The sequence below is a fragment of the Chitinophaga sp. HK235 genome, assembly GCF_018255755.1.
In the GTDB taxonomy this organism is placed as follows: domain Bacteria; phylum Bacteroidota; class Bacteroidia; order Chitinophagales; family Chitinophagaceae; genus Chitinophaga.
On sequence record NZ_CP073766.1, the window covers coordinates 2,529,541 to 2,552,478 of the forward strand.

Here is a 22,938-nt window from a genome sequence, read left to right on the forward strand (position 1 = left end):
CTTATCTATCACCCTATGAAAACATATGCAGAAAATTTCTCTGTACGACTTAAAGCGCAAACTGAGAACAAGCCAGGACCCGGACGAAGTGCTCGCCCTGGTGAGACATCATCTGAAAGCCTTTAACCGCCGGGAACTATCAGAACTCTTATGCGAGCTGCTGGAGTACCAGGAGATTTTTTTTGAAGCGGCTGAATTACTGATTGAAGATGGAGGTGCAGACATCCGTTTTATGAAGGAAGATGTGATCCCTATCATTTTCTGTGCGGTAGGGGCCAACAAACCACAGGCCGTAGAATATGCCCTGAAGAAGGGTGCTACGCTGAGCATCGATAGTCCTGATTATCTGTATGCCATTGCCTACATCTTCCAACATCACCGGCTGACGGCCATCACCGATATGCTGCTGATCCTGATACGGCACAACATCCACTTCGATTTTGCGCTGGACAGCCTCGATACCCCCCTGTTGCTTGCCACCCGGTATAATAGCAACAGGGAGGTGGTCGAGTTTCTGCTGGCAGAAAATGTACGCAAATACCATTATGATGAGCACGGGCTCACAGCAGTACATTATGCACCCTTTGCCAAGGCTCCCAACCTCTACAAAATCATGATCACCTGTATGGCGGACATACAGGTAAAATCAAAGTTTACAACCAGCCTGGAACCGGTAGCGGAATGTGTTATCCGGGTAAGTGAACACATCACGTTCGAAGAATTCATCTATGAAGCACTGAATGCGTTTCTGGTCAACCGCCACCGCATGTACGATGATATCTTTGAGAAATATTATTACCGTCTGCATATGATCGCTGAACACATTTCCCAGATCCGCACCAAATACGGAGAAGCCGGTTGACTCCTGTTGATTAAAAGATTTACTTATTCGAAAAAAATAGTATTTTGGTATAACACCATTTCCCAAAAAACCAAAACACAACCAAAATGCTTACACTGTTGATCGTCCTCGCTGCATCGTTTTTTGTAGCCCATGTATTGCTATTGTTCTCCTCCTTTGGAAAAAAGGGTTTCCTGAAAACCAGGTATCTGTGGTCTCATATTACCTTATGGATCACTGGTCTGCTGGCCTGTATCATCACCCTTCTTTTTGCGGGCAAATCTGTGTCTGGTGTGATCGATGTATTTGACACGCCGATGAAGTCTGCGTTATTGATTGTATTGTCGCTGGCATTGTCACTGGTGGCGCATACCATTGTCAGAACGATGGTATTGCCTAAATATAACCGGGCTATCTGAGACAAGTCATTTCAAACGCAAGGGTGTATCTGTTATCAGATACACCCTTGCGTTTTTATACCCCTTATTTTCTTAGTGGTTGGCCAGGATCAAACCCTGGTTGGGCACATACTTATCGTATTCCATCTCCCGTGCAACACGCCGGGCTTCTTCTTCCCCTTTCAGTTTACCGACAAGATGCAGGGCTCCGTCAATACCGGCGGATATGCCGGCAGTAGTGATGATGCGGCCATTATCTACAAAACGTACGTTTTCCACTACTTTGGTTTGAGGCAGGCGTTCGCGCAGGTTGTTGATGCTCAGGTGAAAGGTAGTGGCGGTCTGGTGTTCGAGCAGCCCTGCATTACCCAGGATAAAGGCACCGGTACAAACGGAGAAGTAGCTGGCAGTAGCTTTATCGCGCGCTTTGATCCAGGCGATCACCTCCGGGTCTTCTGCAGCCACACCGGCATTACCACCGAATACGGCCAGGATATCAGCAGGCGGGGCATCAGCCAGGCTGTAGTCGGGTGTTATTTTCAGCACGCCCTGTGATATCAGCTGTTTTTTCTTTTTGGAAACGGTAAATATTTCAAAGCCGGCATAGGAAAATACTTCCATCGGTCCGGCGAAGTCGAGCACTTCCACGCCGTCCTGCAGGTAAAAACAAACTTTCATACGTTTCTGATTGGTGGTGTCTTTTTTCATTAGTTCCATACCACAATGCGGACATTTGCCTGGTTTATGAAATACAATAGTATCGCAGGGGCCACAGGGAGGGCAAACATATTTTAATGTCCCTGATTGACCGAAAAGCAGGCATGGTGCCAGCAACAACAATAACAGCAGCTGTTTCATGAAATAGTAATTTATGTTGCAAAGCTAGCGGAGGGGGCAGGCAAAATCGGGACAAGGAAGCTACAGATCAGGCCAGTTTAAGACTTGTGTCCTTTCTGATCAGCTGGCGTAGCTGGTTAGGATTTTTAAAACCGCATTCCCTGGCTACCCAGGCCACCTTATGTTCTGATTTAAGGAGCAGCAGGGCTTTTTCCCTGCGGAGTTTCTGGATATAGTCACCGATAGTGGTACCGGTGGCGGTTTTGAACAGCCGGGTGAGGTTGCGGGGACTTATAAACACCTGATCAGCCAGCTCGCTGATGGTGAGTTTTTGGTTCAGATGGGCAGCGATATAATCCTGTACCTGATGAATTTGATGATTAATATGCTGTCTGTTTTGCAAGAAGATGCTATCTTGCGGTGAAGAACCGTCGCGTCGCATGGGAACTACCAGCACTTTGGCCAGCAGGCTCGCGAAGGCGATACCATGTCTTTCTTCTATGAGGGAGAGCGCCATATCGATACCGGTAGCGATGCCGGCGCTGGTATAAATCCGGCCGCTTTTTACAAATAATCTGTTTTCCACTACCTTCAGGCGCGGAAATTGCTGTTGTAATAAAGTTGTCTGCGCCCAGTGTGTGGTACAGTGCTGACCATCCAGCAGGCCTGCAGCGGCCAATGCGAAAGCTGCAGTACAAACAGAGCAGACAGTGGCGCCGGTGGCAGCCGCAGCCTGCAACCAGGGTATCCACAAAGCATCATCGGCACGGTCCCATCTTCTCAGGTCCATGCCCGCTATTATCAGGATATCGTCCGGCATTACTGTCACGGAATCAAGCGGATCTACAGCGGCAAAGCCAAGCCCCGAGGATGTTCCCGGGTGATTGTAGGGAGATACATACTTCAACTCGTAAGGTTGGCCACAACAGATGGCTTCTACAAAAACGGTCACAGCCCCTGCCAGATCCAGCAGGTGTACCCCATCAAAAAGAAAAAAAATTACGCGATTGGGTATCATCTGACTAAATTAGTATATTATTGACAAAAAGTTACGAGAGGTCATATGAACAGGAAAGACGTCTGGAGATACAAATCTCTGGAGCAATTAGAAAACAAACGTTGGGAACCCGCTACAGAAAACGATTCAGTATTAGTTAAAAGATGCATCGCCCTCAGCAAAGTGCCCGTTATCAAATTAACTGCCAGCGATCTACGGGTATTGATCGGCCAATCCTTTAACCCAACCTATCTGGTGCCACTGGCCATCGAAAAACTCAAAGATGACCTGTTGGTAGAAGCTGATCTGTACCCCGGCGATCTGCTGAAAAATGTACTGGATGTTCCCGCTCCTTTCTGGGAAGAGCATCAGGAATTGCACGAAGACATGAAAAAAATGATCAGGTCTCGTGCTGTCGAAGTAGCGACAGAGATTGATTTACCCGGTTACTGGCAATAAGCCATTAGTTCAACAGGTAAAGATCATCCCTCAAAATCGAAAAGTGATAACTGTGGATTAACAGGCTTATCCGAAACAGGACCCGCTTCTCCGAAATTAGACAACGTTATACCCAACAAACGTATCTTTTTATCTTCTGGCCTGGTAGCTGCCAACAATTGTTTGGCTGTGTGGAGTATTGTGTCCATATCTCCCACCGGAAAAGGAAATGATTGATTACGGGTTATCTGCTTAAAATCGCTGTACTTGATCTTCAGGGTGACGGTACGTCCCTTCAGGCCGTAGCGTTCCAGCCTGTTGTAAACCGTTTGCGCGATTTTCTCCAGCTCAGCATGCAGGTCTTCCTCAGCCGTCAGGTCTACGGGGAAGGTATCTTCTGCGCCAAGGGATTTGGTTTCGCGGTGTGGCTGCACCGCACGGTCATCTATGCCCCGTACTATACGGTAGTAGAAAGTACCTACTTTACCAAAATACTGTTTCAGCTCCTGCTCCGATAGTCTCTTGAGATCACCGCCGGTAAACAACCCCATCTTCTTCATCTTGTCGGCCGTTACCTTGCCTACACCATGGAATTTCTCCACCGGCAGCTGCTCCATAAAACCCTCAATGGAAGAAGGGCCTATAAACGTAAACCCATCCGGCTTGTTGAGATCGGAAGCTATCTTGGCCACAAACTTATTGACAGACACCCCTGCAGAAGCTGTCAGCTGCAACTCCTCGCGGATGGCCAGTTTGATCTGCCTTGCAATCTCTATCGCAGAACCAATATTCAGTTTATCAGCTGTAACATCCAGATAGGCTTCATCCAGCGAAAGCGGTTCAATAAGATCGGTATAACGCGCAAATATCTCCCGGATACGACGGGACACTTCTTTGTAGGCATCAAAACGGGGACGTACAAAAATTAGCTGGGGACATAACTGCAAAGCGCGCCTGGACGACATCGCAGAACGGACACCAAATTTCCGCGCCTCATAACTGGCTGTAGCCACCACTCCCCTCCCTTCCGGCGAACCACCTACCGCAATGGCCTTACCTCGATACTGCGGTTGATCACGCTGCTCCACAGATGCATAAAACGCATCCATATCGATGTGAATAATCTTCCGTTGGGCACTATTTTCTGTCTGTTCCATGATGTTGTCCTGCAGCACTGTAAAGATACTACAAAACAGGCTGCTGAAATGGTTTCAGCAGCCTGTTCGTTATGGATGGTATCTTTATTACATCACCGGTTTTATCCAGTAACTGTATTCATGATTCCTAAACGGTATCCGGTATTCTTCCAGCGGCATCGCTCCCCAGCTATCGATACCCTGAAGGCCCGACTGCTGCAGGTCTATATGCATATATATTTCAGGACGCGTTACCAGCTCACCGGAGTGATATTGTTTTTTATCTGCTTCGGGATCGAGATCATCCAGGCTGTAAGGCAGTGCTGAGAAGTTAAGCAGACTGTCTGCATATTCAAAGCGTATACCTTTTCCTTTTTTGTTAGTCATGCTAACCCAACGTACATCGGCCTTATTACCGCTTTCCTGCGGACGGGCATACGGGAAATACTGCTGATCAACTGTCTGCTGATAGATGCCCACAAAAGAAGCTGTTTTTCTGTCCCAGTAATTTTCCCATGGACCGCGACCATAATACGAAATCTGGTCAAACTGTTTCTTCAGCTGCAAATCATTACCGATACGGGGAATCAGCGAATAGTTTCCTTTTACGGCAGTAAATGCATTAGACACTTTCATACTGCCGTCACCGTGAATGGTAATGGTTTGTGTGGCTACTGCATCTCCTTCCACTATTTCTTTTTTCAACAAAACTTCATAACCATCAGCGGTCTTATTCACTTTTGCTTCGAGCACTTTTCCGGCAGCATAGGCGTTGCGCCATTTGCGCAGGGAATGATTAAAACCTGCACCGATATCGTTGTCTGTAGGAGCACGCCAGAAAGCAGGCTGCAAGCTGCCTTCCAGGACCTGTTCTCCTTTCAGCTCATATTTTTCGAGCATGCCTTGCTGCATATTGAAAGTAACAGCGAAGCCCGGGCCTTTGATAGTGGCATGACCGCCATCCTGCTGAAGGCTCAGCTGAGCTGGTTTTACAGCAGCAGGTGCCAGCGCCTGACCTTTACTCCAGGCAAACTGCTCTGATGCTATTTCAAAACCTGCAGGCAGGAATGGCTCCTGCTGTTTCAACACATACCGTACGTTAAGGAAATATTCCTTACCGGCACGGATACTGCTTTTTACCGGCAAAGTGATATCAGCTGACTGCTGCGCTGCTACTGTCAGGTCTTTAACAATACCTTTTTCTATTACCTTTCCATCTTCCAGCAGTTCCCAATTGAGCTGGTCATTAGCCAGATCACGGAAGAAATAACCATTAGTGACGGTCACCACATTGTTGCCTTTGTAGCGGCTTTTGATATGCTGATATACTTTCTTTATTTCCACTGCCATAGGTGTGAGGCCGCGATGTGCTGTCACCACGCCTTTCACGCAGAAGTTGTTGTCACTGAAAGCCTGGTTAACCGGCCCGCTCAGCGGGAAGTCGCCACCATAGGCAAGGATACGTTTGCCATTTTTTACAGTGTCTATGCCCTGGTCTATCCACTCCCAGATAAAGCCACCCTGGAGGTAGGGATTGTTTTCAATTGCGGTCCAGTATTCCTGGAAGTTACCCAGACTGTTGCCCATGATGTGTGCATATTCACTCATGATCATCGGACGGTCGGGATTACTTTTGGAATATTTTACCAGCCATTCTGGATCGGGATATTGTGGAACGATCATGTCTGTATTATAGTCCCATTCAGCACGTTCGTACTGTACGGGACGGCTGTCCTGTGTTTTGAGCCAGTCGTATGCTTCGTAGAAATTGGTACCGTTGCCGGCTTCGTTGCCCAGCGACCAGGTGACTACGGCTGCATGGTTTTTGTCGCGTTCGTACATGCGCATCACTCTTTCCAGATGAGGTACCCGCCATTGTTTATCGTTGGCCAGCGTATAGGCGAGATCGTAGTAACGACCATGTGATTCGATATTAGCTTCATCTACCACATACAAACCATATTCATCGCAAAGTTCCATCCAGTAAGGATCTGGTGGATAGTGGGAATGACGCACCGCATTTACGTTGAGCTGTTTCATCATCTCCATATCTTTACGCATATCCTCCCGGGTAAGGGTGTGACCCTGTGTGGGGTTGTGTTCGTGGCGGTTCACCCCTTTGAGGAAAATTCTTTTACCATTGACCAGGAAGTTGCGGTCTTTCAGCTCTACAGAGCGGAAACCTACCCGCTGCGGTATTACTTCCAGTACTTCTCCGGATTTATTTTTCAGGGTGAAGTACAGGGTATAGAGATAAGGTGTTTCAGCCGACCAGCTTTTTACACCTGGCACCTCGCGGTGAAAGCTCACTGTTTTTTTATAGTTGCCCAATACCTGCTGCGGGTTAGTGGCTTCTTCCTGCAGCACGGTTTTGCCTGCAGCGTCCACCAGTTGCACTCCTACAGAAAAAGTATCCGGCTTGCTGTGGTTCGTTTTTTTATCGATGCGGTAGTTATCCACTTCCAGACTTACATCCAGTACACCGTTGGTATACGATTTATCCAGTGTGGCAGCTACCTTAAAATCCCTGATATCCAGTCTGGGTGTGGAATAGAGATATACCTCCCTTTCAATCCCGGAAATACGCCACATATCCTGGCATTCCAGGTAAGAACCGTCACTCCATCTGTACACCTGCAGGGCTACCAGGTTCTCTCCTGGTTTTACAAAACGGGTGATATCAAATTCAGCGGCCAGTTTGCTGTCTTCGCTGTAACCCACTTTTTCACCATTAATCCAGATAAAGAAAGCCGATTTCACTGCACCCAGATGAATAAACACCTGACGGCCGTCCCAGTCTTTCGGTAAAATAAATTTCTTCCTGTAAGAACCAACCGGGTTGTTGTCTTCCGGTATATCGTATGGAGGTTTCAGCGCACCCCCCATTTTGGAGCGGCCTGTAAACTCGTATGGATGATTCACATAGATGGGCAGGCCATAACCGTTCAGTTCCCAGTTGGCCGGCACTTTAAAGTTATCCCATGTGGCATCATTAAAATCTGTTTTGTAAAAGTCAGCCGGACGTTTGCGGGGATCCTGTACCCAGTTGAATTTCCATTGCCCGTTGAGCGAAAGGAAATTGCCGGACTTCTCTTTATCACGTTGCCGGGCCAACGTAAAATTCTCAAAGGCAAAGGCTGATGCCCGCATCGGCATCCTGTTGACAGATACCACTTCCGGCGTCTGTAACTCCGAAGGCAGCTGCTGTGCCCACCCTCCCGTTCCAATAACGGCAAAGGCCATGGTAAGTACACTTTTTTTCATTGTTCAGTTATAGATTTACGCAAGTAACGACTACAAGTATATTAATAAGCGTATAAAATACAACAATTATTTACATAATCAGGGAGGATAGGATGATAAACGGAACTGTGATGTATGTGATGATGACTGGCCAATCCGTTAAAAAGCCTGAAAGTCACTTAAAATACCGGATGGATTTTCTTACTTTCAAAGGAGTAAAAATCCACGTTTCATGATCAGAAAAAGGGAAGGTTTTCAGGGCCAGCGCGCGATCGTCATACCCCGTAATATTCTGCTTGAAAGATGTGCCGCCGATCCGGTGATGAAAACCATGTATATCACAGACATCGGTTATTATCCCAAAGCGCAGTTTCACTACTGTAAACGGCTTAACGGAGCACCCGAACATATATTGATCTACTGCCAGGAAGGCCGGGGAAGTATACGGCTGAAAAAAAGTGAATACCCCATCAAGGCAGGCGACTGTTTTCTAATACCACGGGAATGGGCACACGCCTATCATGCCCATGATACGGATCCCTGGACGATCTACTGGGCTCATTTCGCAGGACATACGGCCGATGCCATCGTGCATACCGCCATCCAGCAGTTAAACGGGCACCAGACTTTTCTGCTGCATGCCAACGAGCGAATTGCGTTGTTTGACAGCATCTATCAGCAGCTGGAAAGAGGTTACCGTACAGAAAACCTGCTGTATGCCAATATGAGTTTCTGGTCGTTTCTCGCGTCATGCATCTACCCCGGTTGTTATCATCCCGGCAAATCAAAGCCCGGCCAGGACACCATCGATCACGCCATCGACTATATGAATAATCACCTGGACCGTATGCTCACACTGGAACAAATGGCGCAGTCCATCAACCTGTCCATCTCCCATTTCTCCTGGCTGTTTAAACACAATACCGGTTACTCCCCCATTGAATACTTCAACCACCTGAAAGTGCAGAAAGCCTGTCAGTACCTGCATTTCACCCATCTGCGCATAAAGGAGATCGCTGCACTGCTGGGCATAGAAGACCCTTATTATTTCTCCCGACTTTTCACCAAAGTGATGGGACTGTCGCCAGCCCAATACCGGGAGAAAGAAACCGGCACCGTAAAATAGTCCATCATATTCAGGAGATCCTCTATCCGGTTAGTGCAGGTGGACGATTACTTTTACATAGATCAATGAAAAAACTTATGCGCTCCTTATCCACGTCCAGGGCCGCAACTGCGCTGGTTATTACCGGCAGCATACTGCTAACGGCCTGCCAGTCCCGCCAGCGCACCGACTTCAGCGCGGAAGTCAAACCTATTCTTAACAAACATTGTATCAGCTGCCATGGTGGCGTAAAACAGAACGGCGGCTTCAGTGTGCTTTTCCGGGAAGAAGCCCTTGGCAATACCAAATCCGGCAAACCCGCCATCATCCCCGGCCATCCGGAAAAAAGCGAGTTTATCCGCCGCCTCACCTGCAAAGACCCGAAAGAAAGGATGCCCCAGAAAGGCGAGCCACTCAGTGCAGCAGAAGTTGACATCCTCACCCGCTGGGTAAAAGAAGGTGCCGAATGGGGAGAACACTGGGCCTATGTGCCGGTGAAACCTGTGCCCCTGCCCGATGTAAATATCAAAACCGGCAATGATATTGACCGGTTTATTATCGCCAGACTTCAGGCAGAAGGATTAAAACCTTCGCCGCCCGCCGATCCTATGACGCTGCTGCGCCGCGTAAGCTTCGACCTCACCGGGCTGCCACCTACACCCGCCATGGCTGCATCTTTCAGGGCGGACCACAGTCCCGCTGCCTACCAGCGGATAGTGGACACCTTGCTGCAGTCGCCCCACTACGGCGAGCGCTGGGCCGCCATGTGGCTGGACCTCGCCCGCTACTCCGATACCAAAGGTTATGAAAGAGACGCCAGCAGAAGCATCTGGCGTTACCGCGACTGGGTCATCGATGCATTCAACAAAGACATGCCCTATGATCAGTTCACCACCGAACAACTGGCGGGTGATCTCCTGCCAACAGCAACCAACGATCAGCTCATTGCCACCGCCTTCAACAGAAACACCATGACCAACGACGAAGGCGGCACCCAGGATGAAGAATTCCGCACCGCCGCCGTCATGGACCGTGTCAACACCACCATGGAAGTATGGCAGGGCATCACCATCGGCTGTGTACAATGCCACAGCCACCCATACGATCCCTTCCGGTTTGAAGACTATTACAAGCTACTCGCCTTCATGAACAATACCCGCGATGAAGATACCCATATGGAACATCCCAAGCTGCGTTTATACGACAGCGTTGGTATCCATGAAGTAAACCGTATCAGCGCCTGGGTACAACAATACGGCAACAACGAACAGGTAACAGACGTAGCCCGCTTCCTGAAAGTGCTGGAGCCTAAAGTACATGCGCACGACTGCGACCGGTATGTGAACGGCTCTTTATATGATACCAAATATCTCGGCGTGCGGCATAACGGCAGCTGCCGTCTGCCGGCACAGCCTACCGGCGGCAAAACACAGCTGCTGATGAACTACTGGACCGGCAGCAAGGGAGGCATGCTGGAATGCCGGCTGGACAGCCTGCGCGGGCCTATATACTTTACACAGGCACTGGCGCCCACCAAAGATAGACAGGTGATAACTATTCCGCTTCCGGCCACCAGCGGCACCCATGATCTCTACTTCGTGTTCCGCAATGCTTCCCTGAAGCCTGCCGACCCGGTATGCATGGTAGAATGGTTCGCTTTCCGGGAAGATCTTCCCGGAAAAGGACAAAAAGGATATGATGCTGTGAATGCAGCGCTGCTGGCACTCATCAACCAGCAACCACCCGATATTCCCGTGATGATAGAAAACCCGCCTTCCATGCAGCGCACCACGCATGTTTTTGAACGGGGCAACTGGATGGTGCAGGGCAAAGCTGTGACACCAGACGTACCGCATTCACTGAATCCATTTCCTGCCAATGCGCCCCGTAACCGGCTCGGGCTGGCCCGCTGGATCACCGATCCGGCCAATCCCCTCACTGCGAGAGTGATGGTCAACCGGCTCTGGGAACAGATATTCGGCATTGGTATTGTGGAAACCGTGGAAGACTTAGGCTCCCAGGGATTCCTGCCATCCCATCCGGAGTTGCTGGACTGGCTCTCCTACCGGTTGATGCACGACCATCACTGGAGTGTGAAAAGACTGCTGCGCGATATTGTACTGTCGGCCGCCTATCAGCAGGATGCTACCACCACACCGGCCCTGCTGGAAAAAGATCCTGCCAACCGGTTGCTGGCCAGGGGACCGCATTTCAGGCTTACCGCAGAGGAAGTGAGAGACCAGGCACTGGCCGTAAGCGGCCTGTTAAACCGGAACCTGCATGGCCCCAGCATAATGCCCTACCAGCCGGAAGGTATCTGGCAAACCGTGTGGAGCGGTGAATACTGGAAACAGGCGCAGGACGGCAATCAGTACCGTCGTGCCCTGTATGTGTTCCAGAAACGTACCAGCCCTTACCCTTCTATGATCTCTTTCGACGGTTCCAGCAGGGAAGTATGCCTGCAACGCCGCATCCGTACCAATACTCCATTGCAGGCATTGACGACGCTCAACGATCCCGTGTATGTGGAAACAGCCAGGGCGCTGGCGCAGCAGATGCTCAGCAATGGGCATGATGATCCCGCTACGTGTATCCGTTGGGGTTATCAGGCAGCCATGTGCCGTTCTTTGCCTGACAACAAACTGGCCGTGCTGCAACGGTTATATCAAAGCTCCCTGCAGCAGTACCGGCAATCGCCGGCAGCTGCCAAAGCCTTGCTGCAATGCAAAGACACAACACCGCAGATGGCCCAACTGGCAGCCCTCACCGTAGTAGCCAATGCCATCATGAACCTGGATGAATTTCTGACAAAATCGTAAACACGTTAAACTGAAACTATATGTCCAGCCTACACGAAAAACTGATCCGTGAAGCCAACCAGGAGACGCTGCGTTATATTACCCGCAGACATTTCCTGCTGGACTGTATGACCCGCCTGGGCAGCGCCGCCCTGGGCTCTTTCCTGCTCAGCAGCTGCGGCGGCAGTGCTCACCAACAGCCTGATATCAACCTCGATCCGATGGCGCCCAAAGCACCGCATTTCCCTGGCAGAGCCAAAAGCGTCATCTACCTGCATATGGCCGGCGCCCCTTCGCAGCTGGAATTATTTGACTACAAACCCGAGCTGCAGAAACTGCATAACCAGCTCTGTCCGCCCTCCCTGCTGGAAGGCAAACGTTTTGCCTTTATCAGAGGCGTCCCTAAAATGCTGGGGCCCCAGGCTGTATTTGCCCAGCATGGTGAATCACGGGCATGGATATCCGATCATCTGCCACACTTTGCTACCATGGCTGATGACGTGAGTTTCCTCAAAGCTGTGCAGACAGACCAGTTCAACCATGGCCCGGCGCAACTGCTCATGCACACCGGCAGCGCCAGGCTGGGACGGCCCAGCATAGGCTCCTGGGTGACTTATGGTCTGGGTACCGAAAACAGCAACCTGCCCGGTTTTGTGGTGCTCACCTCCGGTGGTAAAACACCGGATGCAGGCAAAAGCGTGTGGGGCAGCGGTTTTCTTCCTTCTGTATACCAGGGCGTACAATGCCGCACCAAAGGTGATCCTGTGCTGTTCCTCACCGATCCGGAAGGTATGAGCCGCGATCTCCGCAAACAATCCATCACCGCCATCAACGATATCAACCGGCAGGAATACGAGACTTTCGGTGACCCTGAAACAGTGGCCCGTATTGCACAATACGAGCTCGCCTATAAAATGCAGATATCCGTTCCCGATGTAATGGACATCAATAAGGAACCGGATTACATACACGAAATGTACGGCACCCAGCCCGGCAAGGAATCCTTTGCCAACAACTGTTTGCTGGCACGTAAGCTGGTAGAGAAAGGCGTCCGTTTTGTGCAGTTGTACGACTGGGGCTGGGACAGCCACGGCACCGATGAAAACCTGGCCATCGACTATGGCTTCCGCAATAAATGCAGAGAGATAGACAGACCCATTACCGCGCTGCTGAAAGATCTGCAGCAACGCGGCCTGCTGGATGAAACCCTGGTGGTATGGGGCGGTGAGTTTGGCCGTACCCCTATGCAGGAAAACCGCGATGGTAAAGACACCCCTTTCCTGGGCCGGGACCATCACGTAGAAGCTTTTACCATGTGGATGGCTGGTGCCGGTATTAAAAAAGGATTTTCCTGGGGAGAAACCGATGAAATCGGTTATACCGCCGTTAAAGGCAAAGTGGCCATCAATGATATCCACGCCACCATCCTGCAACAGCTGGGTTTCGACCATGAAAAATTAACCTATCATTTCCAGGGCCGTCCCTTCCGGCTTACAGACGTAGGCGGAAAAGTAATCACTCCCATATTAGCCTAAAACAGCTATTCACGCATGCATTCCAACAGAAGAACTTTCCTTAAACAGTCCGCCATGATGAGCGGCGCTTTATGCCTGGCATCCCTTCCCTCCTTTGCTGCAGCCCCGGCCAATGGTTTCCGGCTCATTGTCATGGCCACCAACTGGGGCTATGGCGGCAGCATACACGACTTCTGCCGCGACGCGCAACAAGCCGGCTACGACGGCATAGAGTTATGGTGGCCATCCGAAAAAGCAGCACAGGAAGCTTTGTTTGATGCCCTGGCTAAATACAAACTGCAGGTAGGATACCTCTGCGGTGGTCACGATAGCGACTATACGAAACATGCCACTCAGTATGAAAATATGCTGACAGCCGCTACCAGCAATGGACCGCGGCCGCTATATATCAATACCCAGTCCGGTAGGGATTATTTTTCCTTTGAACAGAATACAGCCCTCATCGATATATCCACCCGCATCACACAACGGACGGGCGTTCCCATTTATCACGAGACACATCGTTCCCGCATGTTGTTTGCCGCCCATATCGCCCGGCAGTTTATTGAGGCTAAACCCGATCTGCGGCTAACCCTGGACATCTCCCACTGGTGCAATGTACATGAGTCGCTGCTCGAAGACCAGGCAGCCACCGTGGCCAAAGCACTGGAGCGCACCGGCCATATCCATGCGCGCATAGGCCATCCTGAAGGCCCACAGGTGAATGATCCGCGCGCACCCGAATGGGCTAACGCTGTGAAAGCCCATTTCAACTGGTGGGACCAGGTAGTGCAACGCCATCAGGCCGCCGGTAAACCGCTCACCATACTCACGGAATTCGGGCCTGCCGACTACATGCCTGTGCTGCCATATACCCGTCAGCCACTTGCCAACCAGTGGGACATCAATGTATACATGATGCATCAACTCAAACAGCGTTACGGAAAAAAATGAGATTATTAGCTGCTTCCGGAAACTGGAACCTGTTCATAGGCAGGGTACATCCACTGATCGTGCACCTGCCTATAGGCATCCTGATCATCGCTTTTATATTGGCATTGCTGGCCCGCAACAGTAAACGGGCAGCACTTCGTTCAGCCCTGCCCGTACTATTGCTGGCAGCCGCCCTCTCAGCCATCGCCAGTTGTGTGGCAGGCTACCTGCTTTCACTGGATGGTGGTTATGACGATCAGCTGTTATCCACCCATCAATGGCTCGGTATAGGCGTGGCCGTTATCAGCGTCCTGTTATTGCTGGTCAATACCCGCCAGGGCCGCTGGTCTAAAGCAGAGCTGCCACTCTTCATCGTGCTGATACTGCTGGTAAGCGCTGCCGGCCACTATGGCGGCTCTCTGACTCATGGAGATGATTATCTGCTTCAAGCTATGCCACCAGCGCTACAATCATTTACCGGCAGCAAAAAACCAGCGGATAACGTAGCCACCTATACGAATATCGGCGATGCCAGGGTATACGAAGATCTTGTGATGCCTGTATTATCCAGCCGCTGTTATGGTTGTCATAATGCACAAAAACTAAAAGGAGGGCTGCGGCTGGAGTCTCTGGCGCTGATCCGCCAGGGCGGGGAACATGGTCCTGTATTGAAAGACAGCATGCCGGAAGAAAGTGAGTTATTCAAACGCCTGGTACTACCTGATAACGATGAGCACCGCATGCCACCCAAAGGCAAACCACAGCTTGCCCCCCGGGAGCTGGAACTGCTGTACTGGTGGATAGCCCAGGGTGCGCCCACAAATAAAACAGTCAAAGAACTGCCTGCCACGCCTCGTATACAACTGGTGCTGGAAGCTATGATGCCCGCCAAAGCCCTGGACCACAATGAATATGTACCTTCCACTGATGTGGCGGCAGCTGATCATGCAAGCCTCGCGGCCCTCGAAGCCAAAGGTGTGAAAGTATTACCCGTGGCGGCCAACAGCCACTATCTCGCTGTCAGTTGTATCAATGCCGCCGGTTTTGGAGATGAAGACATGACGTTGTTGCTACCGCTGAAAGCCCAGCTGGTATGGCTCGATCTGTCCGGCACCCGTGTTACAGACGCAGCACTGGCCACCATCGGCAAGCTGACGGCGCTCACCAGACTGGAACTGAAACACACGGCCATCAAAGGAAATAGCGGTAACCCGCTGGCAACCTGTCAGGAGTTGCGTTACCTGAATCTCAGTGGCACAACGCTCAATCCCGCTTTTCTTTCTGCTCTCCCTAAAAACAAAAAGCTGGAACAACTGTACCTCTATCAGAGTAACACGCATGGCAATGCCATACAGTCACTACAACAGCAGCTGCCACGGCTCAGGATCGATACCGGCGGCTACCAACTTGAAAAGTTAGCCTCCGATACTATCCTTTATCATAAAAAGACGGATTAAAACCATTTGCCCTTATCAGGGTACTTCCGGATGTCTGTCATATTGTTGACTGCCAGTGCTACCAGCAACAGGATAGCGACACCGGTAGCCACCGGGGATAACACATACCAGAATCCCAGCTTCCGGATAGCGGGTGAACCGGCGATGGCCAGCAAGGCTGTCGCCCCGCCCGGCGGATGTACTGTTTTGGTTATCTGCATCGCTATCAGGGACAAGGCCACTGCCAGCGCACAAGCCAGCCACTCCCACTCCGGCGAGGGAATCAGATATCGTATTGTTACACCGATGATCGCACTCAGGATATGCCCGCCAACCAGGTTACGCGGCTGTGCCAGCGGGCTTTGTGTATGCCCGTATATTAAAATAGCCGATGCCCCGAAAGAGCCTATCAGGAAAAGATTATCCTTTACAGCCATATAATAATGACTGAGTAATCCGATGGAAGCTATGCCTATAAAGGCTCCTATAAATGACCAATAGATATTCTTTTTGTCGATCAGGGTTTCCCGGTACACCACATAACGCGCGATGCGTATGCCCCTATGAACTTTTAAATGTGTTTTTTTTGATGCTCCTGTTGGGCGATGCCCTTTTGCTCTTGTCTGCATTGAATGAATGATATAATAATCGCAGTGTAAAATTATATAGGATAAATGCACTTTTACAACAGAGATTTAAAAAATATCATTCTTCCTTCTCACAAAAAATCAATCTCCACTTATCAGGAATATCAAAAAAATAAAAAAAATTATAGTGCGCAAAAAGACTGCGCACATGCCTCTGCATCTTTGTATTGTTGAAACGGTCAAGTAAAAGTTACTACTACACGATTTAGGTTCGATCACTTTTACGATTACAGTTTCTCATCACAGTTACATCAATTGTTTTCATAATTAAGGTCAATTGTTGCTTACTTCTTTTTTTGGATAAAAAGTAACAAGATTATCTGATTATAATTCTACATATCATGAACAACATTTTATCCGTCGCCTTACGTCAGCAAGCCATCTATGTTCCTTCCGGGGCTTCCACTGAGAACATGACCCCAGCTACGGCCATGCTGGTGGCTGGTCTGGCTAAACTTGGCTATACGGTATCCGAACCATTGTTGCATGCCCTTCAGCATACTACCCCTGATTATCATGACCAGATACTGCAACAGCTCCGGAAAGTAATGGGCGTAGGTTTAAACTGGGCTCCGCTGGTAAAAAACTGGAGCGAGCCTACCGGTGAAACCACTGCAGATCATATCATCACCTACTTCACCAATCTGCTGGGCCTTACCGGTGGAACCAGACTGGCCTGTGGTCATCTGATCCCACCTCATACGTTTCCACTGGAGCGGTACAATGGCTGTCCTTTTTGCGGGATGCCGCTGGAAACTGCCGACACAGTGTATTTAGGACAGGCCAGCAAATTGCGGGTACTGGAGCTCTGGACAGACGATGATGCAACCCGGTTCCTGGAAAACCTGTTGACCTCCAAAACAGCACTGGACGCCACTCAACAGGAAAGCCTGCGGGAACTGCTTGCCGAACTCCCACTGCCGGCAGTGAAGATTTCCATGAAAGAAACCCTTATGATGATGGTGGACGTCCTGATAGAACAGAACCAGGCAGCCACAGCACAACATCTGTTTAATACCCCAACCGATATATTACGTTACCTCTGGTACAAACATACCGGTTTCCTGCAGCTGGTAAGCCCTAAAACCGTTGCGCGCCGCCAGCAACGCAACCAGCAGCATTTGGCATACCCTAAAACAACGGAAGTCAAAACATCCGTCAAAGCTTCCATAAAGCTGAAATACGGACGTAAACAGGCTTTGATGGTAGCCCAATGGATGAATGCCCTGCCTGCCGATGCAGCGAAGATCTGTGCAGACATGCATCCGCAACGTGAGATGTGGGTGCGTTTTATCAGAGCACTGCGTCTTCCGGAATACAGCAAGCGCGCGGGTTTCGATCACCTGCAGACCATCATGGACAAATTTTACCGAGTTGATTATGAAGTATGGCAGGGAAGAGTGAACCAGTTTCGTTTACGCTGTGATGCAGCCAGCACGTTCTATCTGCTGCAACAGCGTCCGGGGATGTTTGCCCGTTCCTTGTTTGCCAATATGTTGTGGTTTGGGCCGGAAGCAGCCATCAGCGCGTTCGCACAGGTAGCCGACAAAGTGCCTGCACGGTTGTTGTTTACCCTGCAGATGTATGCCAGCTATTACTTCGACCATCGGGCGATCCGTTTTGTGAAACCGTTAGGAGGTACGATAAAACAGCTGCCGCCCAACAAACTGCTGGCACTGTATGATCAGGAAGAGCTGGAACAGATGCAGCAGGCGGTGGCCAACCTTTGTCTGACCGCTACCAAAAAACGTTTTGCGGCCATCCCTACAGATGCCCATACGATGTATATAGATCCTGCTTTATTCCGTATACCACTCGCCATCGGTGACCGTAGCGAACAAATACAGGATCTGTCTGCCACACTGATGGGGACCCGTTTTCCGGTGCAGGGTGACAAGGTACGGCTGTTTATGCAGTGGGGTAAAGGAATGCCTGCCCAGCACCTGGATATGGACCTGAGCTGTCACATCAGCTATGAAGATAGTATAGACTTCTGCTCCTTCAGCAAATTACAGACAACCGGTTGTGTGCATAGTGGAGACATACGGTATATACCAGCCCAGACAGGTACTGCCGAATACATAGAACTGGACCTGCCTGTACTGGCAGCAGCCGGCGCCCGGTATGTCACCTTCACCTGTAACGCCTACACTGCAGGATCGCTTGTTCCTGAGATGGTAGTCGGATGGATGAACAGTGCACATAAAATGAAGATCTCCGAAAAAACCGGCGTGGCCTATGATCCTTCCTGTGTACAGCACCAGGTGCGTATCACCAGAGGGCTGAACAAAGGGCTGGCATTCGGAGTGCTGGATGTGGCTGCTGCCACTATCATCTGGCTGGAGATGCCATTTGAAGGCCAGGTTGTTCAAGGGCTGAGAGCCAATAACGTACAGGGAATCCTGCGTAAACTGGATCAGAAACTGAGCATCGGTCAGTTATTGGAAATAAAAGCAGCTGCCCAGGAGCTGCAGATAACAGATAATCCGGAAGCTGATGAGGCATATACCGCCCAATGGGCCATGGATACAGCCGCCGTGACAAAACTATTCATCGATTGATATGTTACCCCATTTATAACGGCAGCCAGGCATTTTTGTCTGGCTGTCCTGCTTTTATACTATCCATTCCTATTTCCCGTTTTGATGCCTGGCAACTGTTTATTGATTAATGTTGTTATATAGAATGACAGGTATTCACATGACAAGAAAACTCTTACTGCTGCTATTTGTCGGTTGCAGTTATAAAGCACTGGCTCAACAAGATACTGTTCCCCGGAGCAGTACCGACACGATAGCCCATAATGGGCTATACCAGCGCATTCTACATTATCTGCAGCATACCAATGAAGAACGGAAACATAAAAAAGTGGATCTCAGCTTTATCGGCGGACCGGTATATACACCAGAAACCAGTGCCGGCATTGCCGTCATGGTGGCCGCACAATACCGCACCGACCGGGCAGACAGCCTGTTACCCGTTTCCAATGTAGCTGTTTTCGGTTCTGTATCTCTCACCGGCTTTTATGGTATCGGCATCAACAACACCACCATCTTCCCCAAAGACCGCTTCCGCATGAGTATCAGAGCCTCTTTCAGCTCACGCCCCGACAAGTACTGGGGTATTGGCTATGAAGAAGGTTCCGACAAAAATCATTTTACCAAATACCTGTTGCTTACAGAGAAGTTTCAATCAGACTTCAGTATCAACCTGAGCAATAAATTTTATGCAGGTGCCAGTATACATATACAAAACGCACAGGCCAGAGACATTGACACAGCAGGAGGCAAACCGCTCATGCAACCCGACAATGTTTTCGGCATGGGTATAGGCCCTTTTATAGTGTATGACACACGTGACTTCATCCCCAATCCCTCCAGAGGCATGTTTGCGAGGGTAGGCTACCGCTTCTATCCTTCCTTTCTGGGCAACAAAACCGTTTTCTCCAAACTGGAACTGCAGTTTGACTGGTACCGTCGTTTGTGGCGCGGTGCTATTATTGCTACCGATATCTATGCAGAAAAACAAAGTGGTGATGTTCCCTGGAACCTGCTCTCACAGGCCGGCGGCACCAACCGGCTGCGTGGTTATTATGAAGGCCGTTTCCGCGACCGTAACTACCTCACAGGCCAGGCAGAGCTGCGGCAGCGCATCTATCGTCGCAGCGGCTGTGTATTATGGGTAGGCGGTGGCAATGTATTTCCGCGCCTCAATGAACTGAGCTTAAGTGAAACACTGATCAGCTACGGTATCGGCTATCGGTGGGAATTCAAAAACCGGGTGAATATACGCCTGGACTACGGCCGCGGCAGAGACCAGTCCGGTTTTTACTTTGGCATCAACGAAGTATTCTAATTACTATCTTTCACGCATACACGCTTTTATTCCTATTATTTCATGTTGTTTTAACATTAAAGTGCTTCCTTTGCATTTTTAAATTTCACAACGAGGGATAGATGAGAATTAACTTTAGACTGCTAGCGACCTATATCGCTCTGCTACTGATCGTTGCCTGTGCCAAGGATGACATCCGCAAATCCGCTCCCGGTACGGCCGGCAAACCAGACACCATTGTCGTAAATCCACCTGTAACACCTACTGAACCGGGCGCCGTTCCTGGCGATAACGGACACCTGCTGCTGGGTAATCCTACAGATGCTAAATCAGATCTTGTTCTCCTTGAGAACTACCTGATGGACCAACAGTACTTTATGGAAGCTTATAGTAAAAACGGCGGTATCCCCGTTTGGGTAAGCTGGCATCTGCAAGCTGATGATTGTCCCGGAACGGTTGATCGTTCCAATGATTTCAGATCTGACGTTAATCTTCCATTGGGATGGTATCAGGTAATGGCCTCCAGCTACAACGGCAGCGTAACCGGATTTGACCGCGGCCACAACTGCCCTTCCGGCGACCGTACTGCCACCAAACCCGCTAACAGCGCTACTTTCCTGATGACCAATATGATCCCGCAGGCAGCCTCTCTCAATCAGATACCCTGGGCCAATATGGAAGATTTTATCCGTCAAACTGTTAAAAACGGTAATGAAGCTTTCATCGTTATGGGCTCCTATGGCAAAGGCGGACGTGGCGACAAACAAACTGCTTTCGTGGAAACACTGGATAACGGCAGGATTACAGTACCCAAACAAGTATGGAAAGTAGTAGTGATCATTCCCAAAGGCACCAATGACCTGGCACGTGTAGACGCCAACGCTACTGTGATCGCCGTGGATATGCCCAATGACAATACACTCTATACCGGCTCCGGAAAAACTACTGCATGGAAAGACTACCTCTGCACCGTAGAAACGCTGGAAGCCAAAGCTAATGCAGCCGGTGTTCCACTGAACCTGTTTAAAAAACTGCCTGAAAGCGTAAGAACACAGTTGAAGAAAAAGCTGTACAACTAAGCTAATTAATTTTAAATCGTCTGCTCCCAGCAGACACACCTATAAAAGGCTGACCAGAAAGTATTCTATTACTTTTGGGTCAGCCTTATTTTTATATTAATGGTAATCTTAGATAGGGTTACTGATTACCCGACATGATCAGGTATGACTCTCTGTAAAACATCCATCAAGACAAGATCTTAAAAAGACAAAGTCCCATTGATAATAGAAATCAATGGGACTTTGCCTTTTTATAATACTAGCTATTAATTCCAGGAGAACTGCACATCATCGATGGCAGAAGATGCTCTGTTTCCAGAGCCAGAAGTTTTACCCAGCGTAACAATGCGGATATATACTTTATTATTGCTGGTGTCCAGCGCGCTGCCGAAATCAACGGTAACAGTATTATTGGAGGCACCACCACCAGTAGTCAATGTCCCGGTAGCATTGGCTGCAGTAAAGGAAGCAGGAGTATCTCCAGCACCATAGTCAACCGCCCAGGTAGTCACACGTGTGCTGGCAGCATCCAGAGATTGCAGCTTGAAGCTCATTTTCAGGTTCTTTTTACCAGTAGTGTTTTTGATTTCAAACACAAATGCCACACCTGCCTCTGCTGCTCCAGTCTGACGAACACCAAGCGCACGATTTGTAGCTGCTACTTGTTTGGCAGAGTCCATAGTCATATCTGTTCCGGAAGCAAAATTCTTAAATCCGAAAGCTACATCAGCCCATTTCAAAGGTGCTTTCTTGAAAGCAGCAATGGAATCATTACCGAGGTAGGTAGCCGAAGCACTGGCTCTTACAGTAACACCTACCGGCAGGTCTGTTGCGATATCATCAAAATTAATCAGCAACGGAGAGGTTTTCAACTCAATGTTAGTAGCCGGAGGAACAACAGGCTCATTACGGTTACCAGTCATTTTAGCGACATCGGTCACATCGCGGATTACCAGCTGGTTGTCTGTGTTGAAGATGGTATAGATACCGGTCAGTTCACCAGCGCCTTTAGGTACTTTGGTAGCGGTGAAGTTGGCGTAGCTGCTGGTGCGTATTACCAGGCTGCCTTTGGTAGTGTCCTGAATACCGATGCTTACATAAGCCTGTCCTTTTGTTGGATCACCGAAGGTTTTGCTGGTATCTGCTACCAACACCTGTGCTCTTTTGATTTTCACGAGCATGTTCTGGTATTTGCCATTCAGCTGGTCCAGGTAGAGTTCCAGCGGAGCTACTACGTTACCGGAGCTACCGCCTACCAGGAAGCTGTCTATCAGCGCCTGAGGAATACGTACCGGCTGTTTGGAATCATTCACACCATAACCCAGTTCCAGCAAACCGCCGTAAGCGCCCAGGGTCAGGCCTTTGGCCTTGATGTATACTCTGCGACCGATAGGATATTTAGCATTCAGGTTGGAGGCGTCCAGCTGGATATTGATACCGGCAGTGTTATCCTGGATAACGATCTGTTTGAACAGGTTTCCGGATTTGTCGTCACCGATTACCACACCGGACAACACCATATCATTGGTAATGTCTACAGGACTGCCTTTGTACATGGCCTGCAGCTCAGCCAGGGTATTGGTTACCTGCAGATCAGGATTGCCATCTTTATAGGGAGGTTCGTCAAAAGTCTTTTTACAACCGGCAACAACCAGGGCCAGCATCAGCATTGCTCCGGAGAATTGTACGAATTGTTTATACAATTTATTCATCTGATATTCAG

The 22,938-nt window shown here is 49.6% G+C and carries 17 protein-coding genes; 11 read left to right on the forward strand and 6 right to left on the reverse strand.

Features of this window, described 5'->3' with window-relative positions:
- Nucleotides 1-25 precede the first annotated feature (25 nt).
- On the forward strand, nucleotides 26-862 hold the full coding sequence (locus KD145_RS08410; RefSeq protein WP_212005451.1) for a hypothetical protein: 837 nt from the start codon (nucleotides 26-28) through the stop codon (nucleotides 860-862).
- 86 nt (nucleotides 863-948) lie between these two features.
- The gene (locus KD145_RS08415; RefSeq protein WP_212005452.1) at nucleotides 949-1,260 is read left to right on the forward strand and encodes a hypothetical protein; all 312 of its coding nucleotides are present in this window, start codon (nucleotides 949-951) and stop codon (nucleotides 1,258-1,260) included.
- A 72-nt stretch (nucleotides 1,261-1,332) separates the two neighbouring features.
- On the opposite strand, the gene KD145_RS08420 is transcribed toward KD145_RS08415, so the two are convergent.
- Both KD145_RS08420 and KD145_RS08425 read right to left on the reverse strand, forming a co-directional pair.
- Nucleotides 1,333-2,097, reverse strand: a complete 765-nt coding sequence (locus KD145_RS08420) for a DJ-1/PfpI family protein (protein ID WP_212005453.1) — start codon at nucleotides 2,095-2,097, stop codon at nucleotides 1,333-1,335.
- Nucleotides 2,098-2,164: 67 nt separating this feature from the next.
- Nucleotides 2,165-3,094: a GlxA family transcriptional regulator gene (locus tag KD145_RS08425; RefSeq protein ID WP_212005454.1), complete on the reverse strand. Its 930-nt coding sequence runs from the start codon at nucleotides 3,092-3,094 to the stop codon at nucleotides 2,165-2,167.
- 45 nt (nucleotides 3,095-3,139) lie between these two features.
- Between KD145_RS08425 and KD145_RS08430 the strand changes: the two genes are divergently transcribed.
- Nucleotides 3,140-3,532 carry a contact-dependent growth inhibition system immunity protein gene (locus KD145_RS08430; protein WP_212005455.1) on the forward strand — a complete coding sequence of 131 codons (393 nt, stop codon included), beginning with the start codon at nucleotides 3,140-3,142 and terminating at the stop codon, nucleotides 3,530-3,532.
- Nucleotides 3,533-3,555: 23 nt separating this feature from the next.
- On the opposite strand, the gene dinB is transcribed toward KD145_RS08430, so the two are convergent.
- Together dinB and KD145_RS08440 are read right to left on the reverse strand one after the other, a co-directional pair.
- A complete protein-coding gene (gene dinB, locus KD145_RS08435) occupies nucleotides 3,556-4,668 on the reverse strand; it encodes a DNA polymerase IV (protein WP_212005456.1) in 1,113 nt (370 codons plus the stop codon).
- Nucleotides 4,669-4,755: 87 nt separating this feature from the next.
- Nucleotides 4,756-7,911, reverse strand: a complete 3,156-nt coding sequence (locus KD145_RS08440) for a glycoside hydrolase family 2 TIM barrel-domain containing protein (protein WP_212005457.1) — start codon at nucleotides 7,909-7,911, stop codon at nucleotides 4,756-4,758.
- 211 nt (nucleotides 7,912-8,122) lie between these two features.
- Here KD145_RS08440 and KD145_RS08445 point away from each other — a divergent pair, with 211 nt between their 5' ends.
- From KD145_RS08445 to KD145_RS08465, 5 genes are all read left to right on the forward strand, one after another.
- Nucleotides 8,123-9,016 (forward strand): AraC family transcriptional regulator, encoded by an 894-nt coding sequence (locus tag KD145_RS08445; RefSeq protein WP_212005458.1) that lies wholly within the window; start codon nucleotides 8,123-8,125, stop codon nucleotides 9,014-9,016.
- 65 nt (nucleotides 9,017-9,081) lie between these two features.
- Nucleotides 9,082-11,814, forward strand: a complete 2,733-nt coding sequence (locus KD145_RS08450) for a DUF1553 domain-containing protein (RefSeq protein ID WP_249219767.1) — start codon at nucleotides 9,082-9,084, stop codon at nucleotides 11,812-11,814.
- A 20-nt stretch (nucleotides 11,815-11,834) separates the two neighbouring features.
- On the forward strand, nucleotides 11,835-13,328 hold the full coding sequence (locus KD145_RS08455) for a DUF1501 domain-containing protein (RefSeq protein WP_212005459.1): 1,494 nt from the start codon (nucleotides 11,835-11,837) through the stop codon (nucleotides 13,326-13,328).
- Nucleotides 13,329-13,343: 15 nt separating this feature from the next.
- Nucleotides 13,344-14,261, forward strand: a complete 918-nt coding sequence (locus KD145_RS08460; protein ID WP_212005460.1) for a sugar phosphate isomerase/epimerase — start codon at nucleotides 13,344-13,346, stop codon at nucleotides 14,259-14,261.
- Nucleotides 14,258-15,697, forward strand: a complete 1,440-nt coding sequence (locus tag KD145_RS08465; protein WP_212005461.1) for a c-type cytochrome domain-containing protein — start codon at nucleotides 14,258-14,260, stop codon at nucleotides 15,695-15,697. Before KD145_RS08460 ends, KD145_RS08465 begins: the two co-directional genes overlap by 4 nt.
- Here the strand turns inward: KD145_RS08465 and KD145_RS08470 are convergent.
- Nucleotides 15,694-16,305, reverse strand: a complete 612-nt coding sequence (locus KD145_RS08470) for an HPP family protein (RefSeq protein ID WP_249219768.1) — start codon at nucleotides 16,303-16,305, stop codon at nucleotides 15,694-15,696. The two genes, KD145_RS08465 and KD145_RS08470, sit on opposite strands and share 4 nt — an antisense overlap.
- A gap of 359 nt (nucleotides 16,306-16,664) precedes the next feature.
- Here KD145_RS08470 and KD145_RS08475 point away from each other — a divergent pair, with 359 nt between their 5' ends.
- From KD145_RS08475 to KD145_RS08485, 3 genes are all read left to right on the forward strand, one after another.
- Nucleotides 16,665-18,884 carry a hypothetical protein gene (locus tag KD145_RS08475; RefSeq protein ID WP_212005462.1) on the forward strand — a complete coding sequence of 740 codons (2,220 nt, stop codon included), beginning with the start codon at nucleotides 16,665-16,667 and terminating at the stop codon, nucleotides 18,882-18,884.
- A 139-nt stretch (nucleotides 18,885-19,023) separates the two neighbouring features.
- Nucleotides 19,024-20,178: a BamA/TamA family outer membrane protein gene (locus tag KD145_RS08480; RefSeq protein WP_212005463.1), complete on the forward strand. Its 1,155-nt coding sequence runs from the start codon at nucleotides 19,024-19,026 to the stop codon at nucleotides 20,176-20,178.
- A gap of 101 nt (nucleotides 20,179-20,279) precedes the next feature.
- On the forward strand, nucleotides 20,280-21,236 hold the full coding sequence (locus KD145_RS08485) for a DNA/RNA non-specific endonuclease (RefSeq protein WP_212005464.1): 957 nt from the start codon (nucleotides 20,280-20,282) through the stop codon (nucleotides 21,234-21,236).
- 245 nt (nucleotides 21,237-21,481) lie between these two features.
- On the opposite strand, the gene KD145_RS08490 is transcribed toward KD145_RS08485, so the two are convergent.
- The gene (locus KD145_RS08490) at nucleotides 21,482-22,927 is read right to left on the reverse strand and encodes a DUF5689 domain-containing protein (RefSeq protein WP_212005465.1); all 1,446 of its coding nucleotides are present in this window, start codon (nucleotides 22,925-22,927) and stop codon (nucleotides 21,482-21,484) included.
- Between the last annotated feature and the right edge of the window lie 11 nt (nucleotides 22,928-22,938).